Genomic DNA, 11,153 nt, shown 5'->3' with positions numbered 1-11,153 from the left:
CGCCTACTTCGCCGAGCGCGAGCTCGTCTTCGGGGCCACGGGCAGGTCGCCGACGCCCGCCTCGGGAGCGTCCTGCTCCATGCCGTAGTACGCCCCGTAGTTGCCGTAACCGTAGGCGTCGGGCCCCTTCGTCGGGAGCATGGTCAGCACGATGCCGTGCACCTTGCTGCCGATGTGCTCGAGGTTGCGCAGCGCGGACTGCAGCTCGTTGCGCGTCGTGCGGCCCGCGGCCGACACGACGATCGCCCCGCCGGTCAGCTTGCTGAGGATGGCCGCGTCGGTCACCGGCAGCAGCGGAGGCGCGTCGATCAGCACGTAGTCGAACGACGTCGTCAGCGACTCGATCAGCGACGACATCGCCTTCGAGCCGAGCAGCTCGCTCGGGTTCGGGGGAACGCGGCCGGCCGGCAGCACGTACATCGTGCCGCGGCCCCAGGGCTGCAGGACGTCCTGGAGGTCGGCCCGACCGATCAACACGTCGGTCAGGCCGACGACGCCCTCGAGCCCGAGGGTGTCGGCGAGGCGCGGCAGGCGGAGGTCGCCGTCGACGACGGCCACCGTGGCACCGGTCTCGGCGAGGGCCACCGCGAGGTTGGCCGTCGTGGTGGTCTTGCCCTCACCGGGCAGCGACGAGGTGACGACGAAGCAGCGGCTGGCCGACTCGACGTTGACGAACTGCAGGTTGGTCCGCAGGGTGCGGAACGACTCGGCGCGCGGGTTGCGCGGGTCGACGTGCACGATCAGCGGGTGCTTCTTCGCCCCGGGGTCGTAGCTGATGCCACCGACGATCGGTGCGTCGGTGACGAGCTCGACGTCGTGCGACCCGTGGATGCGGGTGTCGAGGGTGCTGCGCAGCACGGCCGCTCCGACGCCGAGGGCGAGGCCGATCAGCAGGCCGAGGCCGAGGTTCAGCGTGGTGCGCGGGGTCGAGGGGGCCGAGGCGACCGACCCGGGGACGATCGTCGCGATCTTGACCAGGCTCGCGCCTCCACCGGTCGGCGTCTCGAGCTCGTTGACGACGACGTCCGTGAGGGAGGCGCCCACCGCGTTGGCGACGTCGGCCGCGCGCTGGGCGTCGGTGTCGGTCACCGTGATGTTGATCAGCACGGTGTTCAGGGGCGACTCGGCCGTGATCTTCGAGGCGAGGCCCGCGGCCGTGGTGTCGAGGCCGAGTTGGTCGATCACCGGGTCGAGCACCGCGTCGCTCGTCACGACGTCGACGTACGACCGGACCTTCTGCTGGGCCGCGCTGCTGCCCTGCACCGCGTCGACCGTGGTCGACGAGTCCTGCGCCTGCACCGAGACGAACAGCCGGGTCGACGACACGTAGGTCGGCGTGGCCAGGATCGAGCTCAGCGCCCCGGCGGCGAGGCCGACGAGCGTGAGGGCGGCGATGAAGATCCAGCCCTTGCGGAGAATGCGGATGTAGTCACGGAGTTCCACGTGGCTGAGGTCCTGTCCTGATCGGGTGCGGGCACCGCGGCAGGCACCCCGGCAGTCGTCGCACGGACCATGCCTCCCGGCACCCTGATGGCTCCCCGCGACTCTGCGCCGTGACCAATACTCACACACGGGACGGCCAGACGGGGTACATATGTTGCCCGATCCGGCGAAGTGGCCCCCGAACGGGGGTGCGGGGGGCCGTACCGCGACACCCGTCGCTGATCGTCCGCCTGAACGCTCGCTGTGATTCGGGCGCACCGCCCGACCCGCGCAATAGCCTGCCGACGACGGGCACGTCCCGTGCTCGCTCGTGATCAAGGAGGATCACCATGGCAACGAATCACGCGGTCGCCTACAAGGGCCCCGGCCAGGTCGAGGTCATCGACGTCGACTACCCGACCTTCGAGCTCAAGGACGGCCCCGGCGTCAACCCGGCCAACGTCGGGCGCAAGGTCAACCACGGCGCGATCCTGCGCACGGTCGCCACCAACATCTGTGGTTCCGACCAGCACATGGTCCGCGGCCGCACCACCGCCCCGACGAACCTCGTGCTCGGCCACGAGATCACCGGCGAGGTCGTCGAGGTCGGCCCCGACGTCGAGTTCATCAAGGTCGGCGACATCGTCTCGGTGCCGTTCAACATCGCCTGTGGCCGGTGCCGCAACTGCAAGGAACGCAAGACCGGCATCTGCCTCAACGTCAACCCCGACCGCCCCGGCAGCGCCTACGGCTACGTCGACATGGGCGGCTGGGTCGGCGGCCAGGCCGAGTACGTGCTCGTGCCCTACGCCGACTGGAACCTGCTCAAGTTCCCCGACGCCGACCAGGCCATGGAGAAGATCCTCGACCTGGCGATGCTGTCCGACATCTTCCCGACCGGCTTCCACGGTGCCGTCACCGCGGGCGTCGAGGTCGGCTCGACCGTCTACGTCGCCGGAGCCGGCCCCGTCGGCCTCGCCGCCGCCACCGGAGCCCTGCTGCTCGGTGCCAGCGTCGTCATCGTCGGCGACATGAACGCCGACCGCCTCGCCCAGGCGCGCAGCTTCGGCTGCGAGACCGTCGACCTGACCAAGGGCGAACCGGGCGAGCAGATCGACCAGATCCTCGGCGAACCCCTCGTCGACTGCGCCGTCGACGCGGTCGGCTTCGAGGCCAAGGGCCACGGAGGCGGTTCGGGCGAGGAAGCACCGGCCACCGTGCTGAACTCGCTGATGGACATCACCGCGGCCGGTGGCGCCATGGGCATCCCGGGGCTCTACGTCACCGGCGACCCGGGCGGCATCGACGCCGCCGCGCAGAAGGGCTCGCTGTCGCTCAGCCTCGGCACCGGCTGGGCCAAGTCGCTGTCGTTCACCACGGGCCAGTGCCCGGTGATGAAGTACAACCGGCAGCTGATGATGGCGATCCTCCATGACCGCACGAGCATCGCGAAGAACGTGCACGCCCAGGCGATCAGCCTCGAGGACGCCCCGCGCGGCTACGCCGAGTTCGACCAGGGCGCGGCCACGAAGTACGTCCTCAACCCGAACGGCCTGATCAAGGCGGCCTGACCCTCGTCGCCCCCCGCGCCTCCTCGGCTCTCGGTCCCCTCGACCGCCGGAGCCCGGGAGGCGCGGGTCGCGCGAAGCCGCGCCCCCGCGTTCCGCAGGCACCCGCGTCGTTGCAGGCCGTGCACGGTGTATGACGGAACGATCCCATGACGAAGACATCCGACACCCCTGCCCCGGGAGGCGCCGACGCCGCCCGCCCCGCCTCCGGCCGCGCCGCCCGCTCCGACGAAGAACGCCAGAAGTGGCGCGCCTTCGCCGTCTGCGTCGGCGTCGCCGCCCTGACGATCCTCGACCTGTCGAAGGTCAACGTCGGTCTGCCCAGCATCGAGGCGTCGCTCGGCGCCGGCCCCACCGCCCTGCAGCTGATCGTCGCCGGCTACGCGCTCGCCTTCGGCCTCTCGCTCGTGCCGTCCGGCCGACTCGGCGACCTCAAGTCGCGCCGCATGATGTTCGTCATCGGCCTGACCTCGTTCACCGTCGCGAGCCTGCTCTGCGCCCTCGCGCCGACCATCGAGCTGCTCGTCGCCGCGCGCATCCTGCAGGGCGTCGCCGCCGGCATCCAGATGCCGCAGGTGCTCGGGCTCATCCAGCAGCTCTTCCAGGGCAAGGCGCGCGGTCGCGCGTTCGGCTTCTTCGGCGCCATCATCGGCGTCAGCACGGCGTTCGGCCCGACCCTCGGTGGCCTGCTCATCGCGATCGGCGGCCCGGAGGACGGCTGGCGCCTGCTGTTCTGGATGAACATCCCCCTCGGCCTGATCGCCATCTTCTTCGCCCTCAAGCTGCTGCCGAAGACGCGGACGGCCTCCAACGGCCACAACGAGCTCGACCTGTTCGGCATCGTGCTGCTCGGCCTGACGATCTTCACCCTCATGCTGCCGTTCGTGCTGACCACCGGACAGGGCGACGACCCGCTGCGCTGGCTCTTCCTGATCGGTTTCGTCGGCTTCGGCGCCGCGTTCGTCTGGTGGGAGCAGCGCTACAAGGCCCGGGGCAAGTCACCCGTCGTGCACTTCAGCCTGTTCTCGCTCGCGTCGTACCGCAACGGCACCCTGATCGCGACGGTCTACTTCTGCGCCCTGCCCGCGACCTTCCTGCTGACGACCCTGTACCTGCAGCAGGGGCTCGGACTCGAACCCGTCTACGCCGGCATGGTCACCATCCCGTTCGCCCTGACCAGTGCCGTCGCGGCGTTCTACGGCGGACGCCTCGTCGACCGGTTCGGCCGCAGCCTGGTCGTCCTCGGGCTGATCCTGGTCGCGGTGGGCTTCGTCGCCCTGCTGCTCGCGGCCGTGCTCACCCCGCGCGACATCACGCCCTACGCCATGGGCATCGGCATGCTGATCGCCGGCACCGGCGGCGGCTTCGTCATCTCGCCCAACCAGACGCTGACGCTGGCCGAGGTGCCCGTCGAGATGGGCGGCGTCGCCGGTTCGATGGGGCAGGTCGGTCAGCGGGCCGGCACGGCCATCGGCACGGCGGCGGCGGTCTCGACGTTCTACTCGGTCATCGCCGGCTCCGGGGGAGCGGACGGGGCGAACCTCGACGTCTACCACGAGGCCTACCGCAACGGCTTCTTCGTCACGATCGCCCTGGTGTCCGTGGCGCTCGTGCTCGGGCTGATGGACCTGCGCGCCCGCAAGAAGGGGCGCGTGGGCGAGGGGGCCGCGGCCTCGTAGCCGGCGACCGCTGTCGGGGAGGCGACCCGCGCCTCCTCGGGGGGACGCGCCTCCCGGGTCGTCGAACCGTCGGGCGGCAGACCGTCAGGCGGCGGACCGTCGGGCGGCGGACCGTCGGGCGGCGGTCGGGTCAGAGGCGGGCGAAGGCCTCGACGACGTAGCTCGTGACGTCGACCTGACGCGTGGTCGGCAGGGCGATCGAGGCGGGGTCGATCGAGCCGGCGACCGTGCTGGTGGTGGCGGAGACGGAGACGGCGGGCGTGACGAACATGATGGGCCTTTCGATCGGCTGGTGACGCGGTCGGTGACGCGGTTGGCGAGGCCCGGCCGCCCGTGCAGGGACACGGGCGGCGGAGCCCCTGACGACCCTGCCCGAGCTGCTCGGTGCCCCTGTGCGGAGCCGGTGACGTCGTGTGATCAGTCAAGCCGTCGGCACGTTGCGTGAACATAAGCGCAGGGCTGAGTCGCCCTCCGTCGCAGGGATGAACCTCGGCCGCCGGTGCCGATCAGACAGGAGGCGCGGCCACGACCCCCAGGACGCTTTCGTGCAGCAGTCCGTTCGTCGCCATCGCGGTGCCGTGCCACGGCCCCGGCTGGCCCTCGGCACTGGTGAAGCGTCCGCCGGCCTCCTCGACGACGACCGCCACGGCCGCCATGTCGTAGGGCTGCAGGTCGAACTCGCCCGCGACGTCGAGCGCGCCCTCGGCGACGAGCATGTACGACCAGAAGTCGCCGTACGCCCGCGTCCGCCAGACCCGGCTCGTCAGGTCGAGCAGCTGCGGCAGGCGCCCGGCGTCGATCCAGTACTCGAGCCCGTTGAAGCTCAGGGACGCGTCGGCCAGGTCGCGCACGCCCGACACCCGCAACGGCCCGTCGTGCTCGGTCGAGAACGCCCCGCCGCCCTGCGTCGCCCACCAGCGCCGGCCGAGCGCGGGAGCGCTGACCACGCCCACCACGGGCACCCCGTCGACGACGAGCGAGATCAACGCCGCCCAGACCGGCACCCCGCGCAGGAAGTTCGCCGTGCCGTCGATCGGGTCGACCACCCACTGGCGGTGCGAGGGAGCGTCGTGGCCGTACTCCTCGCCGTAGAAGGTGTCGTCGGGCCGCGCGGCGGCGACCCGCTCGCGGATCGCCCGCTCGACGGCCTGGTCGGCGTCGGTCACGTGCGAGCGGTCGGGCTTGAGGGACACGTGCAGGTCGGCCGACCGGTACCGCTCGGTGCTGATCGCGTCGGCCAGGTCGGCCAGCTCGAGCGCGAGCGCCAGGTCGTCCGCCCAGGGCGTCCCGGTGGATCGGTCGGACGAGGAGGCGCGGGTCGGCTCGGCAGCATCGGTCACCCCGTCAGCGTACCCAGCCCGCCCTGCTCGTCCGCGCCCTTCCCGCCGGCCCGGCCCGCGCCTCCTGCACCCACCGCACGCCGCCCCGGCCCGCTCCGCGTCACACCTCACTGCACCGCCGCCCGGCCCGGCCCGCGCCGCACGTCACTGCACCGCACGTCCCCGCACCTCATTGCACCGCGTTTCGTGCACCGCACCCCGACTAGTCCAGGTGTGCTGCACGAAACGCGGTGCGATGTCGCGCGTCGGCCCCAGTGCGGATCGGCCGACGCCGAGCGACCGAGTGCAGTGCGACGCGGCGGCGCGCTAGCCGAGTTCGTCGCTGCGGGCGTCGTCGGCCGCGGCCGCGAGGTCGCGCGCGCTCACGCCGCCCTTGGACGCGAGCAGCGACTGCAGCGACTCGAGCCGTTCGCGGCCGACGTCCCCGAGCTCGCCGGCCTCGATGCGGTCGACGATCTCCCAGTCGTGGGCCTCGGCCAGCGGGATGCCGTCGACCGGTTCGCCCTCGGCCGGGATCGCGTGCGCCGCGAACGACTTGAGGATGTTCTCGGGGTCGACGTGCCCGAGTCCGAACGACCGCACGCCGGGGGTGTCGACGATCCAGCCGCCGGTCGGGACCTTGAACGACACGGTCGACGACGAGGTGTGCCGTCCGCGACCGGTGACCGCGTTGACCACGCCCACCTCGCGACGCGACCCGGTCAGGGCGTTGACGAGGGTCGACTTGCCGACGCCCGAGTGGCCGACCGTGACGGTCACGTGGCCGTCGAGGACGCCGCGCAGCTCGTCGAGCGCGGGGGAGACCTGCCCGCCGGGTGCGACCTCGTCGAACGAGGTCGAGGTCGTCGTGACGATGCGCAGGTCGAAGCACGAGAAGTGCGCCGCGAACGGTGCCGGGTCGGCGAGGTCGGTCTTGGTGATGCAGAGGATCGGTTCGACCCCGGCGTCGAACGCCGCCACCATGTAGCGGTCCACCAGACGGGGCCGGGGCTCGGGGTCGGCGGCGGCGACGACGATCAGCATCTGGTCGGCGTTGGCGACGATGACGCGCTCGACCGCGTCGCTGTCGTCGGCGCTGCGCCGCAGCAGGGTCGAGCGGTCGTGCACCTTGACGATGCGGGCGAGCGACCCCTCGGAGCCGCTCGTGTCCCCGACGACGCCGACGCGGTCACCGGTCACGACGCTCTTCTTGCCGAGCTCGCGGGCCCGCGCCGTCGTGATCTCGCGTTCGTCGGGGGTGCCGGCGTCCATCAGCACGCCGTAGCGGCCACGGTCGACCGTCCAGACGACGCCTTCCTCGGCGTTCGCGTAGGCCGGGCGCTGCTTGGTGCGCGGCTTGTTGCCCTTGGGGTTCGGGCGCACCCGCACCGAGCTCTCGTCGTACTGGGCGTAGTCGCCCTCGTCCTCGGCGTCGTCGCCGTCGCTCCACCAGCTCATCGTGCCTCGCTCATCGTCGACCGTGCCCCGCTCGTCCTGCGCCGTGCCCCGCTCATCGTCGTCGGCCCGGCGCCTAGAGGAAGCCGAGCAGGTCGATGTCGGCGGGGCTCTGGCGGACGGACCGGCCGAGCATCTCGTCCCACAACTCGACGAACTGCGGCAGCGTCTTGCCGACGACCCGGACGTCGTCGAGCTCGACCCCCTCGACCGCGAGGCCGATGATCGCCGCCGCCGTCGCCATGCGGTGGTCCTCGTAGGTGCGCCACTGGCCCGCGTGCAGCGGGGACGGTTCGATGCGCAGGCCGTCCTCGAGTTCGGTCACCGCGCCTCCGAGGGCGTTGATCTCGGCGGCGAGGGCCGCGAGGCGGTCGGTCTCGTGGCCGCGCAGGTGGCCGATGCCGGTGATCGTGCTCGGGCCCGACGCCAGGGCGGCGAGGGCGACCAGCGCCGGGGCGAGCTCGCCACCGCGGGACAGGTCGACGTCCACGCCGGGCAGCGAGCCGCCGCCGACGAGGCCCACGCCGCCGTCGACGGTGAGGGTGTCGCCGTCGAGGGTGACGGACGCACCCCAGAGCGGCAGCAGCTCGATCAGGTCGGCCCCGACCTGGGTCGTGTCGGCGGGCCAGTGCGGGATGGACACGGTGCCGCCCGCGACCAGGGCGGCCACGAGGAACGGCGCCGCGTTCGACAGGTCGGGTTCGATGACGACCTCGCGCCCTGCGATCGGCGTCGGCGGCACGATCCAGGTGCCCACGGCGGGCGAGGCGACCTCGACCCCGCGCTGGGCGAGCGCGTCGATCGTCATCTCGATGTGCGGCAGGCTCGGCAGGCGTTCGCCGGTGTGGGTCAGGGTGAGGCCGCGCTCGAAGCGCGGGGCCGACAGCAGCAGCCCCGAGATGAACTGGCTCGAGGCCGACGCGTCGATCTCGACGTCGCCGCCCTCGACCTCGCCGGTGCCGTAGAGGCTGAAGGGCAGAGCGCCCCGGCCGTCGTCGTTCACCTCGACGCCGAGGGAGCGCAGGGCGTCGATCGTCGTGCGCATGGGGCGCTTGCGGGCTCCGGCGTCGCCGTCGAAGGTGACCGGTCCGAGGGCGAGTGCGGCGACCGGGGGAAGGAAGCGCATGACCGTGCCGGCCAGGCCGCAGTCGATCGTCGCGCCGCCCTGCAGCTCGCCGGGCGTGACGACCAGGTCGGGGCCGAAGGGGGAGTCGTTCGGGAACTCGGCCACCGTCGTGCCCAGGGCCTTCAGCGCCTCGATCATGAGCGCCGTGTCGCGGGAGTGCAGCGGCAGCCGCAGCGTCGACGGCGACGAGGCGAGCGCCGACAGCACGAGTTCGCGGTTCGTCAGGGACTTCGACCCGGGCAGGGACGAGGAGGCGCGCAACGGCCCGGAGGCGGTGGGCGCGACCCAGCGCCCCTCGTCGACCTCGGGAACCTTCCCGTCGCCGTAGGGAGAGAACTCGGGCCCGGAATACCTGTACACCTGCATCGGTTCACAACAGTAATGCAGCAAGAACCTGGAGGACCTGTGCCTGTCGCACTCGCACCGAGGGAAATCACCGTCGCCGAACTAGAATCGGCCCTGATGAGCACCCCCGAGGGCCACGAGCCCACACCGACCGCCGCCGTCGAACCGACCGAGGCCGAGGTCGACGCCGCCCTCGAGGCGGTCGACGCCGACGCCGAGAAGCGCGCCCTGTTCGAAGAACAGGCGCTGCCGTTCATGGACCAGCTCTATGCCGCGGGCATGCGCATGACGCGCAACCCGGCCGACGCGAGCGACCTCGTGCAAGAGACGTTCGTCAAGGCCTACGCGGCGTTCGCGCAGTTCCAGCAGGGCACGAACCTGAAGGCCTGGCTCTACCGCATCCAGACCAACACGTTCATCAACACGTACCGCAAGAAGCAGCGCGACCCGTACCAGGGCACGATCGACGAGTTGGAAGACTGGCAGATGGGCGGCGCCGAGTCGGCGACCCGCGCCTCCGGCTCCACCCGCTCGGCCGAGGCCGAGGCGATCGACCACCTCCCCGACAGTGCCGTGAAGGACGCCCTGCAGAAGGTCCCCGAAGACTTCCGCATGGCCGTGTACTTCGCGGACGTCGAAGGCTTCTCGTACCAAGAGATCGCCGACATCATGAAGACCCCCGTGGGCACCGTGATGAGCCGCCTGCACCGCGGCCGTCGCCTGCTCCGTGAACTCCTCGCCGACTACGCACGCGATCGTGGCATCGCCGTTCCCGTCGGCTCGTCGAAGGGCGGAAAGAAATGACCGACTGTGGTTGCACCAAGGCCAAGGCCGAGCTCGAAGATTACCTGCACAACGAGTTGTGCCGCGAGGACGCGGCCGACATCCGCGAGCACATGGCGAACTGCGGCGACTGCTCGGGCGAGCACAAGGTCGGCGTCGTGCTGACCGAGGCCGTCCAGCGTGCCTGCCGCGAGACGGCACCCGAAGACCTGCGTGCCACGGTGCTCGCGCGCCTGCGCGAGCTGCAGTCCGCCCACCGCTAGTCGTCGCGCTCGGTGCTCGGCCGGTCGTCACATGACGAACGGCTGCGCTAGCGTCGTGGCATGACCGCAACGGTGCAGCCCCTCGGCATCCCGACCACCAGCGACCTCGACGACCTCGTGTCGTTGATCGGCCTGCTCGGTTACACGCTCGACGCGGACGTCCTGTCCGCGCGCCTGACGCGGCTCACGGCCGACGCGGGGCACGAGACGTGGGTCGTCCGTGGCGACGACGGGCGCATCACCGCCGTGGCCGGTGGTCACGTGGTGTGGGCGTACAACGACGACGCGCCGACGGCCGAGCTCCTGGTGCTCGTCGTGTCGGCCGAGGCGCGCCGCGACGGCGTCGGTTCGTACCTGCTGGGGCACTTCGAGTCCTGGGCCCGCGGGCACCAGGCGCGCGTTCTCAACGCCGTCTCGGCTGCCGCGACCGACTCGGCCAACCGGTTCTACCGCAAGCGCGGCTACCACGAGGCCGGCGTCCGCTACTCGAAGCTCATCTGACCGCGGCGGTCCCGTCTCCTCCTGACGCTGACCGCCCTCCCGGTGCTGGCGGCGCCGTCCCGGTGATGGCCCAGCCAGAGGCGCGATCCCTCTCCGCGGTGCCGACTCCCTCCGTGGCCAGCGGTGTCGCGGGTGACGCGTCGTGCCTCGTGCGCCGGTAACTCCTGGCCGGTGTCGTCGTGACGCGGCTGGAGCGGGACTGCGCGCGCAGGAGTCCTGAGTTGCCGACAGGCGGCACGGGTCTGCTCCCGGGGTCGACCATCGGGGCCGATGCCGGTGCCGGTGCCGGTGCTGGTGCCGGTGCGGTTGCCGTTCGTCGCAGGCGTGTCTCGGCAATTCCGGAGAACGGTTGCACATCGGCGTGTCTGCGCCCGCTGCGGCAGCAGGAGTCCTGAGTTGCCGACAGCGGGACGCGGACTCGAACCCGGGCGGACCTGGGTCGGTGCAAGCGCCGTCCGTCGGCCCGTCCCGCGGCCCCGAATCGATCCGCGTCGGCACGTCAGGACTCTTGCCGTCGTTCAGCCCGGGGCCGTCCCCGGCGGGCACGTTTCTCCTGAGTTGCCGACACGCGAGACGACCGGGGGGGGGGGCCCGCCCGGGGGGGGGGGGGGGCGGGCGGGGGGGCCCCCCCCCCCGCCGGGGGGCCAGGCGGCGACAGGGGGGCGCGGGCCGGCGCCCCCCCCAGTGTAGAG

10 protein-coding genes are annotated in these 11,153 nt (G+C 71.8%); 5 read left to right on the top strand and 5 right to left on the bottom strand.

Annotated elements, in window-relative coordinates:
* Positions 1-3 precede the first annotated feature (3 nt).
* Complete coding sequence (locus tag ACVJ1F_RS07765; RefSeq protein ID WP_056046057.1) at positions 4-1,443, bottom strand: polysaccharide biosynthesis tyrosine autokinase; 1,440 nt, start codon at positions 1,441-1,443, stop codon at positions 4-6.
* Positions 1,444-1,772: 329 nt separating this feature from the next.
* On the opposite strand from ACVJ1F_RS07765, the gene fdhA reads away from it, so the two are divergent.
* Both fdhA and ACVJ1F_RS07755 read left to right on the top strand, forming a co-directional pair.
* Entirely contained in the window at positions 1,773-2,993 is a 1,221-nt protein-coding gene (gene fdhA / locus ACVJ1F_RS07760) for a formaldehyde dehydrogenase, glutathione-independent (protein WP_056046055.1), read from the top strand.
* Between the two features lie 146 nt (positions 2,994-3,139).
* The gene (locus ACVJ1F_RS07755; protein WP_456885533.1) at positions 3,140-4,669 is read left to right on the top strand and encodes an MFS transporter; all 1,530 of its coding nucleotides are present in this window, start codon (positions 3,140-3,142) and stop codon (positions 4,667-4,669) included.
* Positions 4,670-4,799: 130 nt separating this feature from the next.
* Here the strand turns inward: ACVJ1F_RS07755 and ACVJ1F_RS07750 are convergent, their stop codons facing one another.
* From ACVJ1F_RS07750 to aroA, 4 genes are all read right to left on the bottom strand, one after another.
* On the bottom strand, positions 4,800-4,940 hold the full coding sequence (locus ACVJ1F_RS07750; RefSeq protein WP_157485316.1) for a hypothetical protein: 141 nt from the start codon (positions 4,938-4,940) through the stop codon (positions 4,800-4,802).
* A gap of 235 nt (positions 4,941-5,175) precedes the next feature.
* Positions 5,176-5,937 (bottom strand): inositol monophosphatase family protein, encoded by a 762-nt coding sequence (locus ACVJ1F_RS07745; RefSeq protein ID WP_456885655.1) that lies wholly within the window; start codon positions 5,935-5,937, stop codon positions 5,176-5,178.
* A 378-nt stretch (positions 5,938-6,315) separates the two neighbouring features.
* Positions 6,316-7,446 carry a ribosome small subunit-dependent GTPase A gene (gene rsgA, locus ACVJ1F_RS07740; protein ID WP_123570299.1) on the bottom strand — a complete coding sequence of 377 codons (1,131 nt, stop codon included), beginning with the start codon at positions 7,444-7,446 and terminating at the stop codon, positions 6,316-6,318.
* 73 nt (positions 7,447-7,519) lie between these two features.
* Positions 7,520-8,935 (bottom strand): 3-phosphoshikimate 1-carboxyvinyltransferase, encoded by a 1,416-nt coding sequence (aroA, locus tag ACVJ1F_RS07735; protein WP_456885532.1) that lies wholly within the window; start codon positions 8,933-8,935, stop codon positions 7,520-7,522.
* A 96-nt stretch (positions 8,936-9,031) separates the two neighbouring features.
* Between aroA and ACVJ1F_RS07730 the strand changes: the two genes are divergently transcribed.
* The 3 genes from ACVJ1F_RS07730 to ACVJ1F_RS07720 are packed head-to-tail and all read left to right on the top strand — an operon-like array spanning position 9,032 to position 10,461.
* Entirely contained in the window at positions 9,032-9,718 is a 687-nt protein-coding gene (locus ACVJ1F_RS07730) for a sigma-70 family RNA polymerase sigma factor (RefSeq protein ID WP_123570297.1), read from the top strand.
* Positions 9,715-9,960, top strand: a complete 246-nt coding sequence (locus ACVJ1F_RS07725) for a zf-HC2 domain-containing protein (protein WP_043593711.1) — start codon at positions 9,715-9,717, stop codon at positions 9,958-9,960. The genes ACVJ1F_RS07730 and ACVJ1F_RS07725 overlap by 4 nt, the downstream gene beginning before the upstream one ends.
* A 60-nt stretch (positions 9,961-10,020) precedes the next feature.
* Positions 10,021-10,461 carry a GNAT family N-acetyltransferase gene (locus ACVJ1F_RS07720; RefSeq protein WP_456885531.1) on the top strand — a complete coding sequence of 147 codons (441 nt, stop codon included), beginning with the start codon at positions 10,021-10,023 and terminating at the stop codon, positions 10,459-10,461.
* Positions 10,462-11,153 lie beyond the last annotated feature (692 nt).

The organism is Frigoribacterium sp. 2355, assembly GCF_054060695.1.
This window is presented reverse-complemented; position numbering and strand designations above follow the sequence as displayed.

Bases quoted from the DNA above. Each gene is read 5' to 3' on its own strand.
- ACVJ1F_RS07725 (WP_043593711.1), top strand. From the start codon at position 9,715: ATGACCGACTGTGGTTGCACCAAGGCCAAGGCCGAGCTCGAAGATTAC.
- rsgA (WP_123570299.1), bottom strand. From the start codon at position 7,446: ATGAGCTGGTGGAGCGACGGCGACGACGCCGAGGACGAGGGCGACTAC.
- ACVJ1F_RS07730 (WP_123570297.1), top strand. From the start codon at position 9,032: ATGAGCACCCCCGAGGGCCACGAGCCCACACCGACCGCCGCCGTCGAA.
- ACVJ1F_RS07750 (WP_157485316.1), bottom strand. From the start codon at position 4,940: ATGTTCGTCACGCCCGCCGTCTCCGTCTCCGCCACCACCAGCACGGTC.
- ACVJ1F_RS07755 (WP_456885533.1), top strand. From the start codon at position 3,140: ATGACGAAGACATCCGACACCCCTGCCCCGGGAGGCGCCGACGCCGCC.
- fdhA (WP_056046055.1), top strand. From the start codon at position 1,773: ATGGCAACGAATCACGCGGTCGCCTACAAGGGCCCCGGCCAGGTCGAG.
- ACVJ1F_RS07720 (WP_456885531.1), top strand. From the start codon at position 10,021: ATGACCGCAACGGTGCAGCCCCTCGGCATCCCGACCACCAGCGACCTC.
- aroA (WP_456885532.1), bottom strand. From the start codon at position 8,935: ATGCAGGTGTACAGGTATTCCGGGCCCGAGTTCTCTCCCTACGGCGAC.